The following is a 25,424-nucleotide window of genomic DNA, read 5'->3' on the forward strand; positions in this document are numbered from 1 at the left end:
TGTGATTCCAGCGATAGCCTTTCACGTTGAGCAAATACAGGAAGCACAGGCCAAAACCCCAGTTGCGCTGGTTGTGTATATGTAGTGGTCAACTAATCCCGGACACTGCGTTAAGTTTTTTCTCAGCCAACGCAGGCGGTAACCCAGCGTTGAACTGAGGTGTCCGTTCCCAGTTGTACCAATGCATCAGAAATCGGCCGATATCCTGCTGCGCCAGCGATGCGCTCATGTAACCCACGCCAGGCGCCATAACGGGGTCACGAAACGCGCCACCACTAACGGGTCCGCAGCTTCGCCTGGATCAAGTTTTTTGACGGGGACTTAGCCTCCCAAAAGCGGACGGCCACTGTCCAGCGATATCAGTATAGTGGGCGTGTTTCTAACCCAATGGGGCGCGGAACGCCGGGGAGGCGTTTTTTTAGAATCGACTTTTCCCGTTCCAGGCGATTGATCCGGGACTCTAGTTCTTGGATCTTTTGCTGCTCGGGCGTCAACGCTTTACTGGTCGGAGTAATGCTGTTTCGCTCCTTCTGGAGCTGGGTTACCCATCGACGCAGGGCCTACTCAACCAGCCCGAGCGAACGGGCTGCTTCGATATGGCTGTAGCCTTGGTCGAGCACCAGGCAGGCTCTCGTTTGAACTCAGGCGTGAACGTACGACGTTGTTTGGCCATCAGACACCTCTCTCTATGGCGAGTATTCTCGCCCTAAATGGGCATCCGGGTTCAGTAGACCACTACAAGCAACGCTCAGTGCGAGGCGAAAACTGCAGAACTAGTATCTCGAACTGATCGTCATCGGCCGCCCACTTGATGATGAATAGGGGTAGGAACTCAAGTCGCAGTGCTCCTCTTGATGACTCGCGCGACTTTGTCAGCAATCCCCATCAGCAACCTATTCCCCGCCGCCCATACAGCTAGGTTTTGACCTGTGGTGGCGATCAGTGCGTTAGGATCTTCGCGTCCCATCTCGGGGTTCTTGTGGCAGGCGACAGGGGCATTGAGGATCAATCGACGCAGACAGGAGTTACTGTGATCGCACCAGATGATCTCGCTATCGCGTCCTTCAAGGACCTTCACCGCATAATCTGGGTCAGCGAGCATCTGCCGAGCTAACATACTGCCGTCGACATGACCTGCCACGATTGCCGCAGCCGCCTGAAACGGCTTGGGCGTACTCGAAAGGAACAACCGCACCTCGCTACCAAGCGCTTTCCGGAAAGCCTGTGGCTCCCCATGATCAAGCATGTTTCCAGAGGTGCTAGGCACGTTGTCGCGCATCGACTCGTAGTTGCCCTCGCTGAGCGAAACGAAATCGAGTCCGGCTTTGGCAATGTGAGCAGCCACCTCCGCAAAGCCCTCGGGCCCTTGGCCGCCGGGCATATGATCGTTCACGCTCATTCGTACACCCACGGGATAATCCGGCCCCACCGCGGCACGAACTGCAACAACCAAGTCATGAAGGATACGAGCGCGGTTCTCAGTTGTACCACCGTACTCATCGGTACGCTGATTCGACAGAGTCGAAAGGAATGACGAGTAGAAGTAGCACATGTGTGCTCCTATCTCGACGCCATCGAACCCGGCCCTTTTAACGCGGAGTGCTGCAGCTACAACGCTAGCCTGCAGCTCCTGGATCTCTTCCTCAGACGCCTCGTTTGGCGTCGGTGAGACATGGCCACCTGGGATGTAAAGGTGGTCAGGCAAGCCTCCTGATCCAATGCGCACGGGCCTCGGGCTAGCAGCAGAGATCGGCTTACCATTACGGGGAATGCCCATACGGCCAAAGCTTGGGAAAAGTTGGGCAAATACTGCCGCGCCTTCATCATGCACAGTATCAGTAAGCCTCTTCAGGTCATCAAGAAACTCCTCCTTGTCGAAACGAAGTACTGGCACAAAGGGAGACTCGCTCCAAGCACGCTCACTGCAGACAGCCCCACCAACAATGACAAGACCTACTCCTCCCTGAACTCTGCGCTTCAGAAACGCAATGCTTTGATCACTGGGGCGACCATCCTCTTGCGGCCTCAATACAGCCATTGGCCCCAGGATGATTCGGTTCTTGATCTCCACTACATTAATTCGGAGTGGGCTTGCCAGCACCGCAGCAGCACCTCGTGGGTTCGACATTTTCGTGGCTTCTCTCGGTATAGGAATGACGTCAAATCGGCTCTCTAGGGCCAAATCTTGCTTATGAGGGAATAGCTGGCGTAGCGCGCCGAAAAAACTCAATTCAAAAACTGCATTTAGAACGAGCCTTCCAGGGCTCCGTCTCACGCCCCCTGACGGCTTGCTGTCTCTCTCAAAGGGACACAAGAAGACGCGTTAAAAGCCATCCTTAATGAAAGGAACACTCAAACCATTGAGGAAAATCTGACCTCGTAGCTTATAAATCAAGAAGCCAGCTTCTTGATCACAAGAAAAACACCAATGAAGCCACTGACCAGTCCGCTGAAAAAACCACTCATGCCGTTGCCAATGGAGTTATCAATCGGATTGAGCGGGAACGGAGCAAGGTAATATGCAACCAGGAAGGCCACGACTGCAGAGACAACTCCACCAATAAGACCAGCAATAACAGATTCTTTCAGGGCAAGATTCATAGCAGTTCCTCTGTTTTTTATTTTCGGGCGTGCATCAGCAAAAAACCTCCTCTAGCGAGGAGGATTACTAACTTAGGTATTTCCTTAAGTTTTCTAACCATCCTCAATTCACCGTTTCCAAGCGAATCGAGGATTCATCCCTGACAAATAAGGGATTAAATGGGGTTCCCCAAATACTGGTAGGTCTGCAGAAGCAGCCCAGCCGATTTCTCTCGGTTACCCAGGGCATCTTCCTGTTCATTCCTACACAGTTGAAGCGATGCATTGCAGATCGTCTTGCAACGTTCGAATCGACGATTGGAGTACATCTCAAGAGCAGATTTTGCTGTTGAGGTGGCCGCGATGCTCTCGGCAAGGACAACAGCATCTTCAATGGCCATGCCACCACCAGAGGTCATATGAGGCGTGGGAGCATGCGCCGCGTCGCCGAGCAGAATCACACGATTGCGATGCCAAGGTGCAGGCACCAGCGTGATATCCAACGGACGGAAAATAACCTGCTTGGCATCGGTCACAAGCTCGAGCGACTCGCGGATTGCCGGAGCGGTGTATTCCATCAAGCGCTCCCGAATCAGGTGGTGAGCCTCTCCTTCAGGAATGCGCAGAGGCTCTTTGCTGTTTTCGAGATAGAAGATGTAACAGCTCGCGCGCGAGGTCGGGAACGATCCCACCGTATGCCCCGTGGGGGTGCGATAAAGGCAGAAGGAATCAATTTCAGCCGGCCTCGGCGCGTTAAAACGCCAGACGCTTTGACCCGCGAATCGGGGGCTGCAGTCCGTACCAAACACCTGATCTCGGATCTTCGAGTAAACCCCGTCGGCCGCAACCACCAGGTCGTAAGTTGCCTCGCGGCCGTCCGAGAACCGAACGTCGACGCCATCCTCACGATTGACCAGATTCTCTACCGTCAGACCACGATCGATGACTGCACCGACACCCTCTGCGGTAGCCTCCAGGATACGAGCCAGTTCAGGACGGCGAATCCCACAGCTGGGTGGAGCGGGATTGGTTACCAGAAGCTCGCCTGCCGAGTTGAACTGGCGAAACTTATCGAATCGGTAACCACTGTCTAGGCAGGGTTCCGCGAGGCCGAGACTTGTGAGCGCTCGCATCGCGTTGTGAAGCATGCAAATTCCAGAGCCGGCAATCGGAGCCTCAGGCTTGATATCGATGCAGTGAACATCGACACCAATTCTACGAAGCGCAAAAGCTGCTGTAGCGCCACCGATTCCGCTGCCCACGATCAGGACGCGTTTAATTGCATTCATTTCTTGTCTCCTCTCCGCTTCTGTGGCGGGTGGTAACTGCTAAAGCGGGTGTAGTCGCCCGCACATTGCTCAAGGCTCTGCACGAAGCGGGTAACACTGCGCTTCTTACTGACCGTGCCGATACCTCGCTGCACATGGCTACAGCTTGGCATCGACGCCCGGCTGATCCGCCCGGATGCTGAACTATCCACCCAGAACGAGTCGCGTCGCCTTTGAACCTCTCAAGCCTCGCGGCTTGAGAGGTTCAAAGGCATAAATTAATAGCAGTACATCTGTTGCTTACATGAACGGCTTGCGACGCTCAGGCCACCAGGACTCTTCCGGTCGCTGTCCAATGCGGTTGCGCAGAACACCGACTCCGGCCACGTCCAGCTCAACCACATCACCAGGGTTCAGGCTACGCCCCAGCTCGAGGGCAGAACCGTTACCCATGGTGCCGGAACCAATAACGTCGCCAGGCTGGATGTGATCGCCGATCGAGACGTAGGCGATCAACTCCTCCGGGGTCCAGAGCATCTCGGACGAATCGCCCTCGCCCCAGGTCTCGCCATTGACACGAACGGACATTTTAATGGCGTTTAGGTCGGAGAACTCGTCAATCGTGGTGATCCACGGACCAATACCGTAGGCGAAGTCCTTACTCTTGGTCGGCCCCATGCCAATTGCGAACTCGTTGGCCTGGAGATCGCGAGCGCTGAAGTCGTTGAAGATGGTCACACCAAACAGGTGGGAGAGAGCCGTGTCGGGACTGATGTTGTTGGCGCGGCTACCGATGACCCAACCGATCTCGAGTTCGTAATCGATACGCTGGCCGCGCGCCGGCCACGGCACCTCGGCGTCATGACCGATGACAGTCCAAGGCGAGCCTTTGAAGTAACCGGGTATTTCCAGCAGGGCCGGTTGCGGAGTGACGTTCATCCGCTCGTGGAATTGGCGAATGTGCTTGGTGAAGGTCAGGCCGTCACGGACGACCGAAGGATCGCATGCAGCGCCCCACTTCAGACCGTCTATCGCCAACGACGCATCATCACCGTATTTCTCCGCAGCGTCAGCGGCGCTGTCCAAGAACTGCTGCCCCAGGGCAATGGCGGCAGACATGCTTTCAGGAAACACCGTAGACGCATAGCGAAGGGCGGCCTCGCGGGTAGCACCTTGTGCCTGAAGACGCAGAGCTTCAGCGGCACGCAGGTCGATAACCCGATTCTGCTCCGGCAGAACCATGCAAATACGCTCTACGGGACCGTCCAGTCCTTCAACCACAAACCGACCTATCTTCATCACTTTCTCCCGATGGATGTTTTGTTCTTTCGATAACAAACTATACGTATCGTTTCATAATTTCAACCACAATCAACCACTCCGTAAATCACATTCTATGAATTGGCTGAATGGTCTTGCTTTAGGAAATCATTTTAGATACGATCCGTATCGTTTATACCAAAAAAACCTTATTACACATCACAATCAAGGGCTTAACTGAGCTGTCATGCACATTGAGAGGGTCGCATCAAAAGACCTTCGAGGCGCTGCCTCACGAGGCAAACTATCTGGCTGCAGTTCTAGAGGGGCTGTGTAGTCAGAACGCCTCGACAACATGCTGATCACGGAAGCAAAACCGCTCTACTCTCGCTCACCCCGTAACCGCCGCTTTTGGGAATCAATCAGATGACTGCCAATCTCCAGAACCCTGTATTCGTTTCTAGCGACACAGCACGAGCCGTCTTTCGCTGGAAAGATGCAATTGCCGCTCTCCAAAAAGCATACGGCCACTCAATCCCTGCCAAGGCGATTCCGCCTCGCACGGTAGCGGTGCTTGAAAAGACCTGGTTGCGCAACCTGCCCGCAATACCTCCTGGCAGCCGTTACTACGGCGCCAAACTGATGGGTTCGAACATGGGGGGCGACGCTCCTCCTGGCATCGAATACGTCATCGTCCTGTTCGATCGGACCACCAACCGAATCGCCGCCTTCGTCGACGGCAACCTGGTTACGGGCTACCGCACAGCGTCTACCTCGGCCGCAGCGGTGGATCGACTCGCCCCCCAAGGCCCCGCTCGCCTGGCAGTGCTTGGTAGCGGCCTGGAAGCAGCAATGCACGCCCGCGCCTTTGCAAGTGTTCGCGAGCTAACCGAAGTCAACGTATTCAGCCCGACTCCTGATCGGCGCACGGCCTTCGCCAAAGCAGTGACCGCAGATACCGGTGTTCCTGCCAAAGGTGTGGCATCCGCCAAAGAGGCAGTGGAAGGCGCCGACATCGTCCTGACCGCAGCGCGTTCCCGTGGCGAGGAGCCGATTCTCTTTGCCGAGTGGCTGAAGCCCGGCGCAACAGTTGTCTCGATTGGTTCGACCATTCCCGAGCAGCGCGAAATAGACGTTTCGGTGGTTGAGCGCAGCGACATCATCATCTGCGACACCCTGGAAGAAGTACTCGAGGAGACCGGCGACATGCTGGCTGCCAAGGCAGCGGGCATCGAGTTCCACAACAAGGCATTCAGCCTGGCCGACCTCATGAGTGGCGTCTGCGCCGATGCGCTGGCGAAAGCTCGCGCCCCGATGTTCAAGTCCGTCGGCGGCGGCTTGCAGGACATCGTTGTCGCCGAGCTGATCCTCACCAAAGCAATCGAAGCCGGCCTTGCCACCCCACTTCCCATCGAATTCGAAACCAAAAGCTAAGCAAGCGTTGGGTCCAGATAGAACAATCCACAGAGGAAACCGAACATGGCCAATTACAACAAAAAGGACGCCCGTGAGTGGGCACGCGAACACCTGCTCGGCGTGGCCAACGTCACCATTCCGACGATGACCTCCGACTTCAAGCGCATCAACGAAAAGGCTGTGCGCCATGACGTCGAACTGGCGATCCAGCATGGCTTCGTGGGCACGCTGTCCTGCTCTGAGGTTGCAATCACGCAGGACCAGTACGTCGAGTTCTGCCAGATCATGGCCGACCAGGCAGCAGGCCGGATGGTCGTGGTTCACCATGCCGTATTCAACACCCTCGAAGACAACATCGAAGCCGTGAAGCGTGCCGAAGCTGCCGGCACCGATGTGGTCCTGCTGGGCTACCCGCCCTACTTCTATCCGAAGGACTACGAAGAGGTCTTCCAGTACACCAAGGCAATCTGCGACGCGACCAATCTCGGCGTAATCATCTTCCCACTGCCGGCCTGGGGCTTCAGTCGACTGCACCCTGCAGACATCCCGGTATCGGTCCTGCGCCGCATGGTCGACGAAATTCCGAACGTTGTGGCGATCAAGGCCGAAGGCGGTCTGCCCTACATCATGTCCGCCATTGAGGTACACCGCGAGTTCCACGAGGAAGTCGTGATCTCGTCCCCCCTGGAATACGAATACGTGCCCCTGGCCCAGGTCATGGACATTCCATTCTGCGGGACCAACTACTCCGCCTACTACGGCCCTCTCCTGCCTCAGATCCACAAGCTGATCCGCGCTGGCAGTTACGATGAAGCCACCCAGCTTTGGTACAAGATGGACCCCGCTCGCAAGGCCTTCGCCAGCCTCCCGATGGCTGCAAACGGCCTGCTCAACCGCATGATGTGGAAGTACCAAGGCTGGCTCCAAGGCTACAACGGCGGCCCGATGCCACACCCTACTCAGCGTGTATTCCAGCGAGACATGGCAGTACTCCGCAAAGGTCTCGAGGCCGCTGGTCTCAACCCCACTCGCGACACAGACGAAGCCTTCTTCATTGGCCGTAATCCCGTTTGAGGCCCGCCATGACCAGTGCAAATACTCTGCAACTGAAAGACCCCGACCTGCTGCGTCAGGCCATGCTGATCGATGGCCAATGGGTTCAAGCCGACAACGGACAGACCATCGAGGTCCGGAACCCAGCCACCGGCGAGCTGGTGGCTCGTGTTCCCAATGGGGGGATGCACGAAACTCAGCGTGCAGTAGCAGCCGCCGAGCACGCTATGAAAGGCTGGCGTAAAACGCTGCCGAAAGAGCGCGCCAAGGTTCTGCGCAAACTCTTCGATCTGATGCTGGAAAACATCGACGACCTGGCGAAGATCATGACCGCCGAACAGGGCAAGCCCCTTGTGGAATCGCGCGGCGAGATCGTCTATGCCGCGGGCTTTATCGAGTGGTTTGCCGAGGAAGCAAAACGCGTTTACGGCGACATCATTCCGCACAACGTCGAAGGTCGTCAGATCCTCGTGCAGAAGGCGCCGATCGGGGTGTTCGCTGCGATCACGCCTTGGAACTTCCCCTCTGCGATGATCACCCGCAAAGCAGGCCCTGGCTGGGCTGTTGGTTGCGCCGGGGTGATCAAGCCCGCAAGTCAAACGCCACTCTCTGCGCTGGCACTGGCAGTTCTCGCAGAGCGTGCGGGTCTGCCTGCCGGCGTCTGCAACGTCGTGACCGGCTCGGCTCGAGCAATCGGCGGCGAGCTGACGTCCAACCCGACCGTACGCAAGCTCTCCTTCACCGGCTCGACCGAGGTCGGTGCCCAACTGCTGGCGCAATGTGCACCGACCATCAAAAAGACCAGTATGGAACTTGGCGGCAACGCCCCGTTCATTGTCTTCGATGATGCCGATGTGGACGCGGCAGTGAAGGGTGCCATTGCAGCCAAATACCGCAACACCGGGCAGGCCTGCGTCGCTGCCAACCGGATGCTGGTTCAGTCAGGTATCTACGACACGTTCGCCCAGAAACTCGCAGAGGCCACCGCGGCTCTGAAGGTTGGCAACGGCATGGACGAAGGCGTGGTGCTTGGCCCGCTGATCAATCATGAGGCGGTCAAGAAAGTCGAAGAGCACATTGCCGACGCGGTAGCGAAAGGCGCCCGGGTAGCAACTGGCGGTAAACGGCACACCCTGGGCGGGAGCTACTTCGAGCCGACCGTGCTCACCAATGTCCCGAACGAAGCGTTGATCTTCAGCGACGAAACCTTCGGCCCGGTAGCGCCCTTGTTCCGCTTCGAGTCCGAGGAAGACGCGATCTCCATGGCAAACGACACTCCGTTTGGCCTGGCCGCATATGTCTACGCACGCGATGTGGGCAGAATCTTCCGCGTCGTCGACAGCCTCGAATTCGGCATGGTCGGGGTGAACGAAGGGATGATTTCTACTGAGGTTGCTCCCTTCGGTGGCGTGAAAACCTCCGGCCTCGGCCGCGAAGGCTCCAAGTACGGGGTAGAAGACTACCTGGAGATCAAGTACGTCGCCCTTGGCGGCCTGAGTCAGTAACCGCAGGCATCACGAGTACTCGGCAGCCAAAGATGGCTGTCGAGCACACTCCTCTCCGGCTTCGCAATGAAGCACTGGCGTCACCTGTCAGCCTCCCCCTATTGGCCTTCCGCTCTGCTCCTCAGGGTTTCACGCTCGACACTGGAGCTGCCCCGGTACATTCGCACCTACGAAGGCTGGCTGTACTTAGAACCTGTTCACGATCTGCTGCGCGTCGCGCCAAACAAGGTTGAAAGCGACCTGGAATGCCAGCCCAGTCGGAATGCTCATTTACAGCTCGTAAAGTCGCCCGCGACTCCGACCGTTCCTCGGCCACTTTCGCCCCTGTTTTGCTCTAGCTCGCGAGATCGTGAACAGGTTCTTAGCGCCATGGCTTTCAACGTCATTGATCAGCCCAGCCTGTATGCTTGGCAGCCTCGTCAGGCAGGTGGAGAAGGATCATCTGGCAAGTCGTCGTTGAAAAGTATGAGCAACAGGCTCCCGCCGCTGTAATGGCTCGCCTGGCACTAGACCAGGCGCTTCCGGCGCAGTGGATAGACGAGGTGTTCGAGCAAAACCGCCAACGCCAGTATCCGCGCGAGCTGCTGTTCTCCAGCATCGTGGAACTGATGTCGCTGGTGGCTCTGGGATTGAGTCCTTCGCTGCATGCGGCTGCCCGCAAGATGGCTGATCGCCTGCCAGTATCAATGGCGGCACTGTATGCCAAGGTCAAACGCACGGAGCCTGCCTTGCTGCGGGCGTTGGTGAGCGGCAGCGCCCAGCGTCTGGAGCCTGTTCTGGCTGCGCTGGATATCGAGCAGAGCCTACCAGGTTGGCAGGTTCGCCTGATCGATGGTAACCATTTGCCTGCCAGTGAAAAGCGGCTGGCCGAGCTGCGCGGTTTACGTGGTGCCGCGTTGCCTGGGCATACCCTGGTGGCGTACGACCCAGACAGCAGCCTGGTCTGCGACATCGTCGCCTGCGAGGATGCTTACGAGAGTGAGCGAGTCGGTGCTGCGCAACTGATCGACAGCGCACAGCCAGGTCAGGCCTGGATCGGCGACAGGCACTTCTGCACGGCAGCCCTGTTGGGCGGGCTTCATGCGCGCGGTGCAGGTTTCATTGTGCGTGAGCATGCCAAGCACCCCCGTCTCCAACAACAGGGAGCCTGGAGTACGCCCAGTGCCACCGAGACCGGACAGGTACGCGAGCAATCCATTGAACTGATTCTGGACGGGAACGAGTCGAACTCATGCGCCAACTGGCGGCGCATTGAAATCGAACTGCATACGCCCACCGACTCGGGTGACCAAACGATCACCCTGTGGAGCAACCTGCCCTCGGCTATCACGGCGCAGACCATTGCTCAGCTATATCGCAAGCGTTGGCGTATCGAAGGGATGTTCGGACGCCTGGAGTCGATGCTCAACAGTGAGATCAAGACCCTGGGCCACCCACGCGCAGCACTGCTGGGGTTTGCCGTAGCGGTACTGCCCTACAACGTACTGTCACTACTCAAGGTTGTCACCGAGCAGGCGCATCGGACCACGCATCCGACGCTAGATGTGTCTACCTATCACCTAGGCCTTGAGGTCGCCAGCAGCTACGGATCGATGCTCGTACTTGTACCCAGCGAGCATCTGCCTTGCGCCGATGTTGACCCTCAACGCCTGCTACTGCGGCTGTTGCGGCTGGCCAGTGGGCTCAGCCCCAAACAACTAGCGACCAGCAAGCGAGGCCCCAAGAAAAGCCAGGTCAATGAGGGCTATGTCGATGGAGCCACCGCCAGAGCACACGTCTCCACTGCCCGGCTTATTGCTGAACAGGGGAAAAGACGTTGAAAGGCATGGTTCTTAGCGCTGGTGCTCGACCTGTTTTCACGGCCGCTAATCGGTTGATCAATGAAACCACGGATAATCAGCGACTTGGTCACTGATACATTGCTGACGGCAGCCTGGTGGAGCAAGAGAAGATCCACTCAGACCAGCGCAGTCGGTTCAGCAGCGGCTGATTGGCAGAGTTATCTGAAAGCCAACAATCTACTGAGCAGCATGGGCAGGCGCAGTAACAGCCATGCCAATGCAGTCTTTCAACTGCTTTCGACTACATCGAGATGCTCTACAACGCCAAGCGTCGACATGGTTCCAACAATCAACTGTAAGCAGTAGCCGTTGAAAGGCAATATTTACCAACCATGGGGAGTATCTAATGAATCCGAGACAACTCACTTGTTAATATCGCGAACAAGAACGCCGGTTTGTAGATGTGTTTGCTCGCACGAACATCATCTATCAAACCGGCGTTCTTGTTTCTATTACTTTATTGGGCGCAGTGAACAACCTGGAAAAGCCCAAGCATGCGAACTGAGCACCTCAGTAGAATAAGTCAGTACTTCAAAAAGCCATTGAGCATGATAGTGTCACCTCCCGAAGTATTGCGGGAGTAGATGTCGTTCTGGTACGCGGCAACAAAGCCCCAGTCGCGCGTGCCGTAGCCGATCTGCGGGCCAATCTTGGTGCTGCGGCTGCGGTTACCTACATTATGACCGCCAGACTGGTCGTCGGTCAGTTGAGTAGAGATGAACCCGCCCACGCCAGCCAACCAGTTCTGGGTCACGCGATAGTTCAAGCCATAGTCAGCCACCAACTGAACGCCCGACTGGTAGTCAGTATCGTTGTTTTCCCAACTATAGTTCAGGCTGATCTTCGAACTCAGTTCGACTCGTTCCATCGGAAACCAAGTAAAGGCATAACCCATGTACAGGGCCCGGCTGTTGTTACCCGCGTTGATGAGTGCGTTCTGGTCATACTTACCCCAGGGTTCGATCAGCTCAATATCAATGTTTTGCAGGTAGGTCGCAGACATCCAGCTGACCAGGAAACCAAACATCGGATCGCCGATACCACTGACGGAGTCACGCTCGTACGGACCAAGAGCCGGGATGTTGATGTGGCCCTTTACATAAGGCAGCGCGGCCTGCAGAGAGACATCACCACCCAGGAACTTCGGACCGTCCAGGGTATGAACAACTCGAATAGCATGGGCATGAATCCGCCCCTTGGCCTTGGGGAATACCTTGTCGCCATCGTTATCTCGAATCGAATCGATATCAATGAGCTTATTGTAGGTATAGACGTGAGTCTCACCAGGAGCACCCACTGCGCCACTCATCACTGTTACAGTACCTGCGGGATAGCTAGAGGTTCCGCCCTCCAACGCATAGGCATGCAAAGTCAACAGGGAACCACCCAAACAGACAACAACGCGTAAAGCACCAGTACGTTTCATGGAGAGACTCCGTATTTTTGTTTTAATTTGATTTGAGTCACCCGGAGAATAGAGTCCCCACCCAGCCATTTATTGGATTAAGGCAAAAGGGCGGAAAAACTACTCTAGGCGTTTACTATAAAAACATTACCATCCTTGTCTATTTCTATAGACAGAGCGGTTAGCTTTTCCCCCAGGCAGGGGCCGTGAATACAAACACCTGTATCAATCTCAAATAACGCACCGTGCCCGTGACAGACTATATATCTCGATTCTCCATCGAGATATTGCCCCCTCCTCATAGGCAGTGTTGATCCGGGCCAGTGCGGACAAGAGTTACGATAGGCATATATTTTCCCGGACTTATTAACCAAGAAAATATCGTCTTTGCCATACGACGAATATCTGAACCCGATGGAGCTTCCAGGCAGAACATCATCGATATGGCAGATTCGTTCCATAGCGGTTCGACCCAGTTAACTCCTATTGGGGGCGTTCACCGCCCGGCGCCCACTGTTCGCGCCAGTGGAACAGGAAGACCTGGGAGTTATCCATGACGCCCGGAGCAATGCGAGGCTCCCAGTTGTCATCGTGCTGGTCCATATCCGCGTCATATTCGATATGGCAGCCCATCGGGGTGTTGAAGTACCAGAACCAGTTGGAGCCGAAGCGATGGCGACCAGGGCCCCAGAAGGTTTCATAACCTTTCTCGACCAAGGCGGTGCCTGCACTGAGCACCTCAGTCGGGCCGCCCATGTGGAAGGTGAAATGCTCACAACCTTGCAGTTGCGGCGGGGTCTGGATGAAAAACAGGGTATGGTGCTCGAAGGTACCTGCCGGACGCAGGAAGGGTCCCATGCCTACAAACTTATCAGTCAGCTTGAAGCCAAGGCGATTGGTATAGAAAACCTCAGCCTTCTCGATATCGGGAACAAAGAAGACGACGTGGGAAAGTGACCGCGGGCGCGCATCGATAGGAGTAGCAACGTCAGATGGAACACCGGTGACGTTTGCAGGACGATGGACATCGCCTGGCGCGTTCACCACCTCGGCGGGCAGATCGAGAGGCGTGCGCACAGTGACCTGGAAACCCAGCGCGAAACCAAGATCGTCCACGAGCTCCAGGGAACCATCGGCCAGGATTTTGACCTCGCGCTCACCTTCGAACTCTTGCTTGATCTGCTGGAGTACCGAGGCATCTTTAACGCCGTAGACAGTCTTGCGCAGCATGTTGGCCGTCGGAAGATCCCAGACCGGCAGAGAAGGATCGTTGCGATGCCTCAGCTCAACGCCAGTGCCATCAAGGGCTTCGAAACGGCCGTTGCCGACAGGCTTCAGACCGTAGTCAGCCAGAAACTGCTCGCAGAGAGCAACGTCATCCACACCAAATACAAGCGTATCCGGGCCAATAATGTTCATTCGATCACCTTTTTATTATTCATTGTGCCGTCGGTTCGACCAGCAGGCCTGACGAAGCCAACCAGCGACTCATACATGAAAGGCCTGCGCTCTTGCGACCACCTGCCACCATATTCTGCCAACGCTTACTGCTTCTCGACGCATCCAGTCATGACCACCTGCCCGGCGGACGCACCAAGCTGCACTTCTGATCATCGCTCATAGTACAAAGCAACAATCCAAGGCTCCTGGGCAGCGATCTCCTCTACAGGCTGAATGAACCTGATGGGTCCTTAAGGTCGGAATAAATATATACGGTACGAATCGTTTTGTAAAGTGATTTACCTGATCAAGTCACGTGAGCCCGGCAATGCCTAATCCTAGGCTTCTAACCTCAAGCTTCACAGCACTGCGCTAGTAAAACCAAAGCGCTGACAATATACTGATCGATTCGTATCGTAAGAATCGCCAAAGCAGGCTGTACAAGCGTTTTAGTCAACTCGAAAGGACAGATGCATGCAGGTTAAGAAGACCGCATCGAACGAAAAAACATCGGTCGGCCGCCCCCGCAGCGAGGCAACTCGCCGCCAAATCCTCAGTGCGACCATCGCCCTTCTCCAGGAAAAATCCATTCAAGCGATCTCCATCGAGGCAATCGCTCGCGAAGCTGGGGTGAGCAAAGCGACGATCTACCGGTGGTGGGACTCCAAGGCACTCATCGTCATCGACGCCTTCATGGAAAACCACCTGGTTAAAACCACCATCCCTCACGAGCTTGGGCCACGTGAAGCACTGGCCTATCACTTCAAGTCTCTGGTCGAGCAATATTCAGGCTGGCCGGGCCGCCTGGTTGCCCAGATCATTGCTGAAGGGCAATCGGACCCTTCGATTTTGCGTGCCTTCCGTGAGCGCTTCCACTATGGCCGCCGAGCTGTAGTGCGAGAGGTGCTCGAAGAGTGGAAAGCCACTGAAGAGATTGCCGCAGACACCAACATCGAGATACTCATGGATGTGATCTACGGCGCGGTCTATATGCGCCTCATGCTCGGCCACGCACCACTGGATGAGGCTTTTGCCGAGTCGCATATCGACTACGTGTACCACCTGCTCAGCATCGACTGAACATCAAAAAAGCCGGCCATGAGGCCGGCAAAGAGGTAGACAAACCTCGGACTTAGAACGCGGTGTTGTCTCTACCTTTCAGCGCCAGGATTTCTCTCGCCTCCGCTGGATTAGCGATTTCGATGCCCAGCCCCTCAAGGATTTCCCGAATTTTGCGCACCTGCGCCGCATTCGATACGGCGAGTTCGCCACGACCGATGTACAGGCTGTCCTCCAGACCGACGCGCACGTTGCCACCCAGGATCGCGCTGATGGTCGACAGCGGAATCTGATCCTTCCCTGCCCCCAGCACAGACCAGTGATACTGATCGCCAAACAGGCGATCTGCGGTGCGCTTCTGGTGCAGAACATCCTCGATGTGAGAGCCAATGGCACCGCGCAAACCAAAGATGGTTTGAATGAACAACGGCGGCTTGACCAAACCCTGATCAAAAAAATACTTCAAGGTATAGAGATGACTGACGTCGTAGCACTCGAACTCAAAGCGAGTCCCCGTGCCACCAATCGTTTTCAGGATCCACTCGATATCCGCATAAGTGTTTCTGAACACCAGGTCCTTGGTCGACTCGAGGTGCTGGACCTCCCAGTCGTACTTCCATTCTCTGTCCTTTTTCGCCATCTCGGACAGATTGAGGTTGATCGATCCCATGTTCAGCGAGCACATCTCTGGTTGCAGATCGATACCGGCGGCGGCGCGCTCATTGATCGGCATGCCCGGACCACCACCACCGGTGGAGATATTCACGATCGCATCGGTTTCACGCTTGATGCGCCCGACAAATTCGCGGAACACCTCTGGGCTCCCCGTGGGACGGCCATCATCAGGGTTTCGTGCATGAAGGTGGACAATGGCAGCCCCGGCCTTAACCGCTTCAATTGCCTGCTCGGCAATCTCGTCGGGAGTCACCGGGAGGTAAGGCGACATCGATGGAGTATGTGCGCCACCGGTGATGGCAGCGGTAATGATCGCTTTTTTCACAGTTCCTCTCCTTCATTGAGAGCCAGGAGGACAAAGAGCATCCGGCAGTTCTTGCCCGACCTGTTCGACCAGCTATGGTTGGTGGCGCGCTGGATCAGGACGTCCCCTGCCTTCATCAGCGACTCACCTTGATCAAGCATTGCGTAGATCTCGCCCTCGAGGACGACTGCGTAATCCAGCGACTCGGTTTTGTGGAACCAGAAGTGCCGTGGCTGCGCTTTATCGCGTACGCCTTCCATGTCGAGAAACTCGAGGAGCGTCTCTTTGTCATACGACTCGTCCGGCGGGAAGTCCACGATCCGCAGCAGCGAACCACCTTCGGAATGGAAGCCGAACTTGTGCCCTGCCGGCGCAGGCTCTCTACCTGCAGCACGGCCTTTGCCAGTAGCCCAGAGCACCTGAGCAACAGGCTTACCTGGCTCGGCAATGACATTCAGCGCATGGCCATCGCTGACGATGACCGACTCACCTTTTGCGTTGTGCCCGGTAACAATTCGTCGTGCTGCTGCGTAGCCCAGGTTTGCCGACTTATTCATTTTTCCCCCAATAAAACGATACGTTTCGAATTTTAATTTATTAAATTTTTTTGGCCTCTGGACTCACATCCATGACAAAGAACGTTGCCGAGGCATTAGCGATCAATGAGTTTCTCTCAAGGTCATGAACCTCACTTCTAGCGAATGCAACTTGGCGACCGACACGATCGACGCTACCAGTAACCTTAAGAAGCTTCGGAGTGGCCGCAGACTGCATGTTCACAGTGATGCTGGTCGTGGCACAGGTCTTTCCAAACGGCAGTTTACTGAGGACCGCATATGCCATTGCATAATCCAGCATGGTCATAAGAGTTCCGCCGCAAACAACTCCATTGCCCTGAACAGCTTTGGGCGAGACGAAGAAACTGAATTCCAACTCACCTGGAGAACCCTTCACCAGTCGAGCACCGAGTTCCTTCAGTCCCCCGGTTGTTTCGAGAGCAACATCAAAGGCCTGTTCGGAGATAATTTTCTCGAGTAATGCACGGTCGGGATTGTCTTTGAGCGCCTGCATGATTTATCTCAATTCGCCTCTACGACACACTTCTGACGCTGATATCCCAACCCGGAAATCTCGCCCCACATTACATCCCCATCAGTGAGATAACGGTTGTAATGGGTGCCGTTACCGGCAGGAGAACCCGTGCAGATAATGTCCCCGGGCAAGAGCCTGGCGTACTTGGAGATGTACGCGATCTGCTTTTCAATATTGAAGAGCATATCGGCTGTCGTCTCGTCCTGCATCGTTGCTCCGGAAACCGTGAGCTTCATCAGCAGATGGTAGGGGTTGTCAATGAAGCACTTGGGCACAACGTACGGCCCCAGCGGCAGGAAACCCGGCTGCCCTTTCGAGCGGAACCAATCGGTGCCAAGCATTTTATAATCGGTTCGCGGGATCAGGTCGCGGGCAGAGATATCATTGACGATCGTATACCCGGCCACATAATCCATCGCATCAGCTTCGCTGATGTTGTATCCCTGCTTGCCAATTACGACCGCCAGTTCCAACTCCCAGTCAGGCTTTTCAGTGGTGGGAGGCAGAATCAGATCGTCATAAGGACCAGAGATAGCGGAAACAGGCTTGGTAAATACATACGGCTCGCCGTTCGCGACCCGATTGTCCATCATCTCCTCAGCCCACTTCTTAAGCTCTTCTTTGCTGAGTCCTTCAGGGCCGACATTGGCATCGACGGTCATATCGATCACATGCTTTCGATAATTTGCGCCGGTGCAGAAGACTTGGCGAGGAAGATCAACTGCCGGGTGGAATTTCAAATGGCTCTCATCGCACCATTCGCTAGTATCAACCCTTTCCACCAGTGCCTTGAGCGCCTGGAAGGAGTTGGACCACGACTCGAGAAGCGCAAGTACGCTTTTCCCGCCAAGCTGCGGCAAACCGTACTCTTCTGCCAGCCTGGAGATTGGAGCAACCTTCCGATCCACAACCAAGCCAGCGAATTTCTCAGCATCTGCATTTCGAGTAGAGAACGTACCCAATGCGAACTTCTTCATGTCTACTATAACCTTATTTTATCAACCCAGGTATACAACTTGACCGTACGTAGCATCTGAGCCGATAAGCCCAAGCAGCCGCCGATGTTCAATTAACAGATTTACCCCACGCTCATCAGGAATGAGCGATACCGGGACAGACTGGAGCATTGCACTAACGGCCTCATCAGGAAGCCCTTCGCTCGAAAGACTATTCCGGAGCTTTTCCAGATTCGCGGGAAGTTGAACGAGGGCCTCTACAAGGCTCTTAAGCCACAGCCGTATGCCTGGATTCGAGGACAGCGATGGTTTTCTGACGACCAGCCCCTGACCTGGGAACTCGGGGTAAGACGCCTGCACTTCAGCGACCTTATGCATCCCCTCCTTGATTGCAAGAGCATCAAACGGAGGGCCAAGGAGAGTGGCATCGCCCTCACCCGCGACCAGCGCCGCGTAGCGCTCTTTGACCCCCCCCACCGGGGCAAGCGTGTAGTCAGGCAACCTCAAGCCTGCTTGCTTCAGCATCGCTCTAAGGGCAATGACAAATCCATTCTCAGGGGCATCGACCAGGATTTTTGCACCACCGAGATCGCTGACGCTCTTGATGCGTGGGGCGGCAACGATAGACAGTGGCGTCGTCGCCTCTATTTGAGCCACTATGACGAAGTCTTTGGGGCCTGGCCGATGATTCCAGTGGAAGACGTTATCCATCGAGGTCACGACGGCATCTACGCGGCCGTCCGAGAGCGCCGCGAACTGCTCATCTGAAGACTGGGTCCGACTCGCTTCAAGCGACAAGCCCACGTCCTCTTGCCAAGAGGCGGCAACCGCGATCGTGGGAGGTACGAACCACATTACTCGGAGTCTGTGATTGGTCATTTTTTGTTCTCTTTCTGCCTTAATCAAATATAATACTATACGTATCGTATTGTCAAGCAAGCGCAGATCAATCTGGCGAAAAGACCATATAAATCAGCGAGTAATGGAAAAGCTGGATACCAGCGAAAGCGACTGATACAGCGCTTCTGGCGTACTTTCGCCGGGACGCCAAAAGGGAGGTGGCCGTTGCCCCTCCCTCGTGCGGGATTAAAGGTCCAGCACAAGTCGGGGCGATTTGCTCCCGGAGCAGCAGACGAACATTGTTTTATTGCTCGAGCGCTCAGACTCGCTGAGGATCGAGTCGCGATGGTCTGGTTGGCCTTCAAGCACCTGGACCTCACATGCGCCGCAGATGCCTTCACGGCACGAGTTCATTACCTCAACACCAGCCTGATCCAAAGCATCCAAGACAGTCTGCCCTGCGACGACACTGATGGTCGTGCCAGAGCGGGCAAGATGGACTTCGAAGCCGCCTCCGATGCTGGCTTCCTGCAGCGGTACGAAGCTCTCGTAATGGATTCGCGCGGAAGGAACGGCCTTCGATACTTCCAGATACGCGTTCAGCATCCCGGAAGGACCGCAGCAGTAGAAATGAGCCTCACCGTCGCCAGCGCTCAAAAGGGCGCCGATCGTGTTGACAGTCTCGTCCACAGACTTGGCAAAATGCAGGTGCACCTCACCGTACTTGAACGAGTTCTCGAGCCGATCCAGGAGCGCTGCGCTTTCACGTCCCCGTGCGAAGTAATGCAGCTCCCAGTTGATGGCCAAGTCTTCCAGCCGCTGGGCCATCGACCAGATAGGGGTAATACCGATTCCGCCCGCCAGCAGAATCGACTTGCCGCCACCTTCGTAAAGCTCGAAGCAGTTCTTGGGTGCGCTGACTTTAATCCGGTCGCCGCAGTGCAGCTTGCCGTGAATCAGCTTGGACCCGCCTCGACTCTTAGGATCCTTGGCGACCGCGATCACGTAGCGATTCTTGTCGCCTTGGGAGTTCAGAAGCGAATAGCTTCTGAGTGGCGCGCCCTCAATGATCAGGTCGATGTGCGCTCCCGCGGTGAACGGCGGAAGTTCGACCCCTGCATCCGGCACCGGCAGGAACTCATAGGACAGAATGTCGTGAGCTTCGTGGACGACAGACTTAACGTAAACAGGGAAGGAATTCTGGGAACTCATGACAGCAATCACCAAGCTTCTGGAGCCAAAAAGCTGGGCGCCAGAAATCTCTGACGCCCATATGGGTAAGCCTTATTCGAAGCGCTCTCTGCGTTCCTGCTGCTTCCGATTCGTGAAGTCCTGGATGTTCGTACCGACAGGAATCATCTCGGCAAGTGCGCGCAGAGCGCGGTAATCACTGATTTCTGCCTGCACACAATCCTCTCCCGCATCAGACTGGCGAATTCGCTCCATCAGTTCGCGACGTAACCGAACGATCGCCAGGTCGCCGCTGCCCAGAAACTCGCGGGTACGATCAACAATCGGAATGCTCTCCGCCACCGCATAGTCTTCGAAGATCACGCCCGGAATACCACTCCAGGTTTTCCCGGCACGCATGGCTTCGCGATCCTGGCCGTAGTTCGGCAGCCCCTGACGCGACCCCGCGAAGTTGTCATCCGACTCGTCCGTACCGAGCAACGCGAAGTCAGGCAGGTTGCTATCGATGTCCTGGCGCGGATCCCAGTAGATGTACCACTGGAGACTGCAGGTGTTGTTCACAGGAACCACGATGATGAGGAACCCAGCCTCAGCGTCAGTCGTGCCGATGAACGCCGAACCAGGGGCAACGTACTCAGTGACTCGTAGGTAGTCCTTCTCGCCACCGGTAGTACGCAGCGAATAAGAGCGGAGCCCGTAAGGGCGTTGTTCGAGGGTGTACTTGGGCGTGTCGTTCCCTGTGACAAGCTGCAGACCGGCTTGCGGAAGGCTCGCATCAGCGGTCGTATCGTGATGCAGAAGGCCGATATGCGCCGAGTCCATCAGCGTCTCCAGATTTTGCAGCCAGTTGGCCTCGTTGTAAGAAGCGCGCGGGCGGGAATTCTGACGACTCAGGTGGGTGAACGCGAAATCAGAGAACTTCGGCATATCGCCTTCTCCCAGGTATACCCAGACGATCCCGCCCCCCTCGCGCACAGGGAAGCCCTGTCCCTTCACCTTCTGGCAGAAGCTCTGATCTTTCTCGGTAGGCATGCGGGTGCAGCTACCGTCCGCGTCGAAACTCCAACCATGAAAGATGCAGGTCAGGCGATTGTTTTCATTCCGGCCAAGCGCGAGAGACACACCTCGGTGCGGACAAGCTTCGTAGAGGAAGCCAACTTTTCCATCGTGCCCACGAAATGCAACGTACTTTTCGCATAGCAACTCGACGCGCTGCGGATCGCCTCCCGCAACCAGTGCCTCGCTGCGTAGTGCTGGAATCCAGTGACGTTTCCAATACCGGTTAAGCGACGTCCCCGGAGTGACGTCCGTCAGAAGGCGGTTCTGTTCTGCAGTTAGCATAGGATTTTTCCTTGTTTTTATAGCCAGCCATGGGCTGATCAGGCTTGATTAATCTTAATGACTATACTTCTTAGCAATTAAGATAAATCCAAGCTATCCACCGCACTCTTTGATGTCAATGAATTTTGTTAACATATAAACAAGCCGCCATAGAACCAGAATGCCTTAGCTGGTCCTGTATCTAACGGCCTTGAGGTATGATCGCCTGATTCAAAGCCCTGGAACTGACCATGAACGAGCTGTTCTCCCCCACAGCAAGCCCCGAAACAATTGCCCAAGCATGGATGAAGGAGCGGCCGGATCTGGACCACACTGGTCTCTCGGTCGCCCTGCGCGTCAGGAGCCTGGCAATGCTTATCGATCAGAGCCTGTCCGAAATTGCTTCGGGTCTTGGGCTCGATCACAAGGAACTGATTCTGCTCTTCGCCCTCAGGCGCAGTGGCAAGCCTTACTGCATGAGACCCACTGATGTGTTCAGGCTGTTGAAGGTGACTTCCGGCGCCGCCACCTATCGCGTCGACAAAATGGTCGAAAAAGGGGTTGTTGATCGAGTGGCGGACCACCTCGATCGTCGGAGCCAACTGATTCGGCTCACAAAGAAGGGAAAAACAGCGATCGACACCGCCGCATCTCAGTTGGCAACCACCAGTGCCACGGGGCTCGGAGAGCTATTAGGCGATGCCGCGCGCCTTGAACAACTGAACGAATTACTTCGCTCCCTGGAGAACGGCTGGCTCAAGCTGACTCCGCCGGAGCAGAATCCCTTGGTGCATCAGAAGATCTCGGCAGACGACGCGGCAGACTGAAGGCTCACGTCAGGGGCATGCCCAGGTTCATGGTGTATCCCTAGGCTAGCTCATGAACCGATCAAAGACCTGCTTCATCATCAATTGACGAAGCCAGATGTCCCCAGAAGGGTAGATTCGCATACGTGCGTACTTGGTCGTTCAGGCCGATCTCACCGTTGGCTAGGGTCTGTTGCCGTTTTGCGCTAACTAACTGATCTATAAGCGCAAGTGCTTCGATTTACGCCACCATGACGAAATTCTTCGACCCCGAACGCTGATTCCAATGCGGGATGTTGTCCATTGAAGTAACAACTGCATCGACATGACCGCTCACTAGCGCACCGAATTGCTCGTCAGAGGATTGGGTAGGGCGGCCCTCAAGACTGAAGTCGGGCTGTGCGCACCAAGTGGCAGAAACGGCAATAGCAGGTGGTACGAACCACATTACGCGAAGAGTCTGATTGTTCACTTTTTGTACTCATATGGCTCGGATAAATAAAATACCATTCGTATCGTATCCTAATTCAGGGCAAATTAAACCGGCCATTTGGTGATCGTTTTCAAGATAGGCAACGTCCTGTCTGACGCGTTGAATCCGAGCCACACCACGACGCGTTAGCTAACGCCAAGGAGTGACCCGATGATTGATACTTCCCTTCTCCATCCCACTCAATCTGATCGCCGTGTCATGCGCCTGCATGAAGTTGAAAAGCGTACCGGCTTCAAGCGCTCCCACCTGTACAACCTGATGAAGGACGGCAAGTTCCCACACACCCGCCGCATCGGTCTACGCGCAGTGGGCTGGGATTCACAGGAAGTCGAGCAATGGATTAACGATCAGCTCGCGCAGGACTGAGCGATGGATGTGCTCTCGATCATCTCGACCAAAGGTGGCGTCGGCAAAACGACAATTGCTGCGAACCTGGGCGGCTATCTGGCCGAGGCAGGCCTTCGAGTTCTGCTACTCGATCTGGATAGCCAGCCGACCCTATCCAGCTACTACGCAATCAAACAGCGAGCAGCACTCGGTGCCTTTGAGCTCATCGCCGAAAACACCCAATCACTCGACCAGCTTGTTTCAACCACGGATGTCTCCGGCCTCAGTCTAATTCACTCAAATGACGATGAAGGCAGGTTAGCTATCTTGCTGTTGCACGCTCCAGATGGCCGGCTTCGCCTGCGCAATCTCATCCCGTCTTTCGCAGATGCATTCGATGTGCTGTTGATCGACACACAGGGTGCCCGAAGCGTCGTATTGGAAATGGCGGTGCTGGCTTCTGATCTTGCCGTCGCCCCTGTCACGCCCCAGATGCTTGCAGCACGTGAGCTACGACGAGGCACACTGAAGCTACTGGCAGAACTTGAGCCGTACCAGCGACTCGGTGTTCAGCCTCCCCCACTGCGACTGTTGTTCAACCAAGTCAGTACTGAAACTGTCGATGCCCGCGTGATCATGCACAGCTTGCGGCAAGCCTTTGCCAACAACTCAGGCGTTTCATTACTCAACACCATCATTCCTGACCGAGTTGCTTACAGAAACGCTGCAACGCTGGGTGTTCCTGTCCACCGCCTTCCACATAACACAATCCTCAAGTCATTAGCGCCTGCAGAAACCATGCAGTCCCTTGCTCTGGAGTTACTACCGGAGTGGGCCTGGCGATTCGGAAAAATATCTCCTGTGGCCTGATTACAACCACACTTCTCGAACCGAGGTTTTCATGTCCAAGATCCGCAACATTCAGAAGATATCCAATATCTTCAGCCCACCAATTGCAGTGAATTGGCCAGAAGAACACGTCACGGTAGTTATCCGTGTGAACCCGTATCGTCTGAATCACGCGAAGATGCACTTAGGACTTTTGCGCGATGACTTAGGAGAGGTAGTCAAATTCAAGGTCGGTGATCACCTCGTTTGAGCAACTCCATGAAAAAGCTCTCTCAAGATCAGATCGCTGAGAAACTGCAAGCCGCCCCCTACCCTCGTGCGTCCTCCAACGGCGAGCTTGCTGATCCGTTGGTAGAAACGCCGATGCGGGTCACCTTGGTGAGGTTGCGTCCGTACGAGCACAATCCGCGCTTCATTCGTAACCCGCTGTTCGACGAGCTGAAGGCATCGATCCGCGAGCGGGGTCTCGACCAACCGCCACCGATCACCCGCCGCCCGGGAGCCAAGCACTTCATCATCCGCAACGGCGGCAATACACGCCTCACCATACTTGGCGAACTGTGGCAGGAAACACGTGATGAACGTTTCTTCCACATCCACTGCCTGTTCAGACCCTGGGATGGAGAAATCAGTGCCCTGCTTGGCCACCTAGCCGAGAACGATCTACACGGACAGCTCACTTTCATCGAACGAGCCGTGGCCGTGGCAAAGGCTAAAGAACTGATTGAGTGCGATGGGGAGCAGTTATCTCAGCGCGAACTGGCCCGCCGATTAGCAGCAGGTGGCTACAGCATTCCTCAGCCTCATATCAGCCGTATGTTCGACACCCTGGAGCATTTATTGCCGGCCATTCCTCAGGTGCTTTACCAAGGTCTTGGCCGCCATCAGATCGAACGCCTGATCATCTTCAGAAACTACGCGCTCAAGGTTTGGCAAGAAGGCGGCGATAGTAGTGAGCGATTCACCGAATTCTGGTTCGATACATTGTCTGGCTGGGATACCTCGCCAGCAACCTTTGAAGTCGATCAGGTCGAGCACACCATTCAATTGCGGCTGAGTGAGTTATTCCCTCCCCGCTCGTATCCTCAAGAACGCGCTGAGAAAGCAGTCCTCGATCGAGGGAAAAGCGAAGAAACGGCGGTTGATAAACCGGTTCTGTTGCCAACGACAGGACCTCCAGCATCCCCTCAGAATGCCCCCCTTGAGTTCTCGTCTTCTCGAGTGAAACAGATCCGAGAGATGGTCGATCAAGCTTGCGCCGACCAGCCTGTTCACTCTGTCGAGAGCACACCACCTGAGTCCTTCGAAGCTGCCTGGAATCTGGATCAGAGCCTCGATACAACTAAGCAGTTACGCAAGCAGATTGCTCATCAAACCAGGCAACTGCTTGCGTCAGGAAACAGCTTGGCCAAGGTCCACAGTAACGAAGAAGGACTGGGCTTCACTCTGAGCCTGGAACAGGCCTCAACGGACACACCACTGGCCATATCCGTCAACCTGCTACTCGGCGCGTTGATGCGTGAGCACGACGGCCTTGACTGGCAGGACCGCCAACTCCTGCCCTCAGCCCTATTCGGGCAACTGCTCCTGGGCATCTACGACATCGATCTACCCAATCGTCCCGCACAGGACATTGGTCTAGCCAGGCTGCCGGACGATGTGTTGCTGAGCTTCATTCGCCTGCTGCGCTTGGCCCGAAGACTGGTCGACTACGAATCCACACCTTAGAGGAGGACAGCTGGTG

The 25,424-nt window shown here is 55.6% G+C and carries 24 protein-coding genes and 2 pseudogenes; 11 read left to right on the plus strand and 15 right to left on the minus strand.

Annotated elements, in window-relative coordinates; genetic code table 11:
- Positions 1-413: 413 nt before the first annotated feature.
- The 5 genes and pseudogenes from ACSZPK_RS25800 to ACSZPK_RS25820 all read right to left on the minus strand — a co-directional run.
- Positions 414-673: pseudogene (locus ACSZPK_RS25800) on the minus strand (transposase); the annotation flags it as partial.
- A 159-nt stretch (positions 674-832) separates the two neighbouring features.
- Positions 833-2,128, minus strand: coding sequence for a hypothetical protein (locus ACSZPK_RS25805; protein ID WP_437884482.1), 1,296 nt, complete (start codon positions 2,126-2,128; stop codon positions 833-835).
- Between the two features lie 263 nt (positions 2,129-2,391).
- Entirely contained in the window at positions 2,392-2,601 is a 210-nt protein-coding gene (locus ACSZPK_RS25810; protein ID WP_437884483.1) for a hypothetical protein, read from the minus strand.
- Between the two features lie 155 nt (positions 2,602-2,756).
- The gene (locus tag ACSZPK_RS25815) at positions 2,757-3,869 is read right to left on the minus strand and encodes an FAD-dependent monooxygenase (protein ID WP_437884484.1); all 1,113 of its coding nucleotides are present in this window, start codon (positions 3,867-3,869) and stop codon (positions 2,757-2,759) included.
- A 279-nt stretch (positions 3,870-4,148) separates the two neighbouring features.
- Positions 4,149-5,147, minus strand: a complete 999-nt coding sequence (locus ACSZPK_RS25820; protein ID WP_437884485.1) for a fumarylacetoacetate hydrolase family protein — start codon at positions 5,145-5,147, stop codon at positions 4,149-4,151.
- 387 nt (positions 5,148-5,534) lie between these two features.
- Here ACSZPK_RS25820 and ACSZPK_RS25825 point away from each other — a divergent pair, with 387 nt between their 5' ends.
- The 5 genes and pseudogenes from ACSZPK_RS25825 to ACSZPK_RS25845 form a co-directional block, all read left to right on the plus strand.
- The gene (locus ACSZPK_RS25825; protein ID WP_437884486.1) at positions 5,535-6,542 is read left to right on the plus strand and encodes an ornithine cyclodeaminase family protein; all 1,008 of its coding nucleotides are present in this window, start codon (positions 5,535-5,537) and stop codon (positions 6,540-6,542) included.
- A gap of 45 nt (positions 6,543-6,587) precedes the next feature.
- Positions 6,588-7,598: a dihydrodipicolinate synthase family protein gene (locus ACSZPK_RS25830; RefSeq protein ID WP_437884487.1), complete on the plus strand. Its 1,011-nt coding sequence runs from the start codon at positions 6,588-6,590 to the stop codon at positions 7,596-7,598.
- Between the two features lie 26 nt (positions 7,599-7,624).
- A complete protein-coding gene (locus ACSZPK_RS25835; RefSeq protein ID WP_437884531.1) occupies positions 7,625-9,082 on the plus strand; it encodes an NAD-dependent succinate-semialdehyde dehydrogenase in 1,458 nt (485 codons plus the stop codon).
- Between the two features lie 491 nt (positions 9,083-9,573).
- On the plus strand, positions 9,574-10,902 hold the full coding sequence (locus tag ACSZPK_RS25840; RefSeq protein ID WP_437884488.1) for an IS4 family transposase: 1,329 nt from the start codon (positions 9,574-9,576) through the stop codon (positions 10,900-10,902).
- Between the two features lie 9 nt (positions 10,903-10,911).
- Positions 10,912-11,222, plus strand: a pseudogene (locus tag ACSZPK_RS25845) (DDE-type integrase/transposase/recombinase); the annotation flags it as partial.
- A 224-nt stretch (positions 11,223-11,446) separates the two neighbouring features.
- On the opposite strand, the gene ACSZPK_RS25850 reads toward ACSZPK_RS25845, so the two are convergent.
- From ACSZPK_RS25850 to ACSZPK_RS25860, 3 genes are all read right to left on the minus strand, one after another.
- Positions 11,447-12,349 carry a SphA family protein gene (locus ACSZPK_RS25850; protein ID WP_437884489.1) on the minus strand — a complete coding sequence of 301 codons (903 nt, stop codon included), beginning with the start codon at positions 12,347-12,349 and terminating at the stop codon, positions 11,447-11,449.
- 104 nt (positions 12,350-12,453) lie between these two features.
- Positions 12,454-12,789 carry a Rieske (2Fe-2S) protein gene (locus ACSZPK_RS25855; RefSeq protein WP_437884490.1) on the minus strand — a complete coding sequence of 112 codons (336 nt, stop codon included), beginning with the start codon at positions 12,787-12,789 and terminating at the stop codon, positions 12,454-12,456.
- 22 nt (positions 12,790-12,811) lie between these two features.
- Positions 12,812-13,747 (minus strand): VOC family protein, encoded by a 936-nt coding sequence (locus tag ACSZPK_RS25860; protein ID WP_437884491.1) that lies wholly within the window; start codon positions 13,745-13,747, stop codon positions 12,812-12,814.
- 495 nt (positions 13,748-14,242) lie between these two features.
- Here ACSZPK_RS25860 and ACSZPK_RS25865 point away from each other — a divergent pair, with 495 nt between their 5' ends.
- A complete protein-coding gene (locus ACSZPK_RS25865) occupies positions 14,243-14,848 on the plus strand; it encodes a TetR/AcrR family transcriptional regulator (RefSeq protein WP_437884492.1) in 606 nt (201 codons plus the stop codon).
- Positions 14,849-14,900: 52 nt separating this feature from the next.
- Here the strand turns inward: ACSZPK_RS25865 and ACSZPK_RS25870 are convergent, their stop codons facing one another.
- The 7 genes from ACSZPK_RS25870 to ACSZPK_RS25900 form a co-directional block, all read right to left on the minus strand.
- Positions 14,901-15,827 (minus strand): 3-keto-5-aminohexanoate cleavage protein, encoded by a 927-nt coding sequence (locus tag ACSZPK_RS25870; RefSeq protein WP_437884493.1) that lies wholly within the window; start codon positions 15,825-15,827, stop codon positions 14,901-14,903.
- Positions 15,824-16,363 carry a cupin domain-containing protein gene (locus tag ACSZPK_RS25875; RefSeq protein ID WP_437884494.1) on the minus strand — a complete coding sequence of 180 codons (540 nt, stop codon included), beginning with the start codon at positions 16,361-16,363 and terminating at the stop codon, positions 15,824-15,826. Before ACSZPK_RS25875 ends, ACSZPK_RS25870 begins: the two co-directional genes overlap by 4 nt.
- 40 nt (positions 16,364-16,403) lie before the next feature.
- The gene (locus ACSZPK_RS25880) at positions 16,404-16,877 is read right to left on the minus strand and encodes a PaaI family thioesterase (RefSeq protein WP_437884495.1); all 474 of its coding nucleotides are present in this window, start codon (positions 16,875-16,877) and stop codon (positions 16,404-16,406) included.
- Positions 16,878-16,885: 8 nt separating this feature from the next.
- Positions 16,886-17,875: a fumarylacetoacetate hydrolase family protein gene (locus tag ACSZPK_RS25885; RefSeq protein WP_437884496.1), complete on the minus strand. Its 990-nt coding sequence runs from the start codon at positions 17,873-17,875 to the stop codon at positions 16,886-16,888.
- 21 nt (positions 17,876-17,896) lie between these two features.
- Positions 17,897-18,733 (minus strand): ABC transporter substrate-binding protein, encoded by an 837-nt coding sequence (locus ACSZPK_RS25890; protein WP_437884497.1) that lies wholly within the window; start codon positions 18,731-18,733, stop codon positions 17,897-17,899.
- Between the two features lie 207 nt (positions 18,734-18,940).
- A complete protein-coding gene (locus ACSZPK_RS25895) occupies positions 18,941-19,906 on the minus strand; it encodes a PDR/VanB family oxidoreductase (RefSeq protein WP_437884498.1) in 966 nt (321 codons plus the stop codon).
- Between the two features lie 72 nt (positions 19,907-19,978).
- Positions 19,979-21,226, minus strand: coding sequence for a Rieske 2Fe-2S domain-containing protein (locus ACSZPK_RS25900; RefSeq protein ID WP_437884499.1), 1,248 nt, complete (start codon positions 21,224-21,226; stop codon positions 19,979-19,981).
- A 230-nt stretch (positions 21,227-21,456) separates the two neighbouring features.
- Between ACSZPK_RS25900 and ACSZPK_RS25905 the strand changes: the two genes are divergently transcribed.
- The 5 genes from ACSZPK_RS25905 (at position 21,457) to ACSZPK_RS25925 (ending at position 25,408) form a co-directional block, all read left to right on the plus strand.
- Entirely contained in the window at positions 21,457-22,032 is a 576-nt protein-coding gene (locus ACSZPK_RS25905; protein ID WP_437884500.1) for a MarR family winged helix-turn-helix transcriptional regulator, read from the plus strand.
- A gap of 622 nt (positions 22,033-22,654) precedes the next feature.
- Complete coding sequence (locus tag ACSZPK_RS25910; RefSeq protein WP_437884501.1) at positions 22,655-22,870, plus strand: helix-turn-helix transcriptional regulator; 216 nt, start codon at positions 22,655-22,657, stop codon at positions 22,868-22,870.
- Positions 22,871-22,873: 3 nt separating this feature from the next.
- Positions 22,874-23,701 carry a ParA family protein gene (locus ACSZPK_RS25915; protein ID WP_437884502.1) on the plus strand — a complete coding sequence of 276 codons (828 nt, stop codon included), beginning with the start codon at positions 22,874-22,876 and terminating at the stop codon, positions 23,699-23,701.
- 31 nt (positions 23,702-23,732) lie between these two features.
- The gene (locus tag ACSZPK_RS25920) at positions 23,733-23,930 is read left to right on the plus strand and encodes a hypothetical protein (protein ID WP_437884503.1); all 198 of its coding nucleotides are present in this window, start codon (positions 23,733-23,735) and stop codon (positions 23,928-23,930) included.
- An 8-nt stretch (positions 23,931-23,938) separates the two neighbouring features.
- Positions 23,939-25,408 carry a ParB family protein gene (locus tag ACSZPK_RS25925; RefSeq protein WP_437884504.1) on the plus strand — a complete coding sequence of 490 codons (1,470 nt, stop codon included), beginning with the start codon at positions 23,939-23,941 and terminating at the stop codon, positions 25,406-25,408.
- Positions 25,409-25,424 lie beyond the last annotated feature (16 nt).

This window comes from Pseudomonas sp. LRF_L74, from assembly GCF_965644255.1.
In the GTDB taxonomy this organism is placed as follows: domain Bacteria; phylum Pseudomonadota; class Gammaproteobacteria; order Pseudomonadales; family Pseudomonadaceae; genus Aquipseudomonas.

Coding starts and splice junctions, on each gene's coding strand:
- ACSZPK_RS25900 (WP_437884499.1), bottom strand. CDS start 21,226: ATGCTAACTGCAGAACAGAACCGCCTTCTGACGGACGTCACTCCGGGG.
- ACSZPK_RS25920 (WP_437884503.1), top strand. CDS start 23,733: ATGTCCAAGATCCGCAACATTCAGAAGATATCCAATATCTTCAGCCCA.
- ACSZPK_RS25805 (WP_437884482.1), bottom strand. CDS start 2,128: ATGTCGAACCCACGAGGTGCTGCTGCGGTGCTGGCAAGCCCACTCCGA.
- ACSZPK_RS25915 (WP_437884502.1), top strand. CDS start 22,874: ATGGATGTGCTCTCGATCATCTCGACCAAAGGTGGCGTCGGCAAAACG.
- ACSZPK_RS25820 (WP_437884485.1), bottom strand. CDS start 5,147: ATGAAGATAGGTCGGTTTGTGGTTGAAGGACTGGACGGTCCCGTAGAG.
- ACSZPK_RS25810 (WP_437884483.1), bottom strand. CDS start 2,601: ATGAATCTTGCCCTGAAAGAATCTGTTATTGCTGGTCTTATTGGTGGA.
- ACSZPK_RS25840 (WP_437884488.1), top strand. CDS start 9,574: ATGGCTCGCCTGGCACTAGACCAGGCGCTTCCGGCGCAGTGGATAGAC.
- ACSZPK_RS25890 (WP_437884497.1), bottom strand. CDS start 18,733: ATGACCAATCACAGACTCCGAGTAATGTGGTTCGTACCTCCCACGATC.
- ACSZPK_RS25885 (WP_437884496.1), bottom strand. CDS start 17,875: ATGAAGAAGTTCGCATTGGGTACGTTCTCTACTCGAAATGCAGATGCT.
- ACSZPK_RS25815 (WP_437884484.1), bottom strand. CDS start 3,869: ATGAATGCAATTAAACGCGTCCTGATCGTGGGCAGCGGAATCGGTGGC.
- ACSZPK_RS25850 (WP_437884489.1), bottom strand. CDS start 12,349: ATGAAACGTACTGGTGCTTTACGCGTTGTTGTCTGTTTGGGTGGTTCC.
- ACSZPK_RS25865 (WP_437884492.1), top strand. CDS start 14,243: ATGCAGGTTAAGAAGACCGCATCGAACGAAAAAACATCGGTCGGCCGC.
- ACSZPK_RS25925 (WP_437884504.1), top strand. CDS start 23,939: ATGAAAAAGCTCTCTCAAGATCAGATCGCTGAGAAACTGCAAGCCGCC.
- ACSZPK_RS25830 (WP_437884487.1), top strand. CDS start 6,588: ATGGCCAATTACAACAAAAAGGACGCCCGTGAGTGGGCACGCGAACAC.
- ACSZPK_RS25895 (WP_437884498.1), bottom strand. CDS start 19,906: ATGAGTTCCCAGAATTCCTTCCCTGTTTACGTTAAGTCTGTCGTCCAC.
- ACSZPK_RS25880 (WP_437884495.1), bottom strand. CDS start 16,877: ATGCAGGCGCTCAAAGACAATCCCGACCGTGCATTACTCGAGAAAATT.
- ACSZPK_RS25910 (WP_437884501.1), top strand. CDS start 22,655: ATGATTGATACTTCCCTTCTCCATCCCACTCAATCTGATCGCCGTGTC.
- ACSZPK_RS25825 (WP_437884486.1), top strand. CDS start 5,535: ATGACTGCCAATCTCCAGAACCCTGTATTCGTTTCTAGCGACACAGCA.
- ACSZPK_RS25860 (WP_437884491.1), bottom strand. CDS start 13,747: ATGAACATTATTGGCCCGGATACGCTTGTATTTGGTGTGGATGACGTT.
- ACSZPK_RS25905 (WP_437884500.1), top strand. CDS start 21,457: ATGAACGAGCTGTTCTCCCCCACAGCAAGCCCCGAAACAATTGCCCAA.
- ACSZPK_RS25855 (WP_437884490.1), bottom strand. CDS start 12,789: ATGGAACGAATCTGCCATATCGATGATGTTCTGCCTGGAAGCTCCATC.
- ACSZPK_RS25875 (WP_437884494.1), bottom strand. CDS start 16,363: ATGAATAAGTCGGCAAACCTGGGCTACGCAGCAGCACGACGAATTGTT.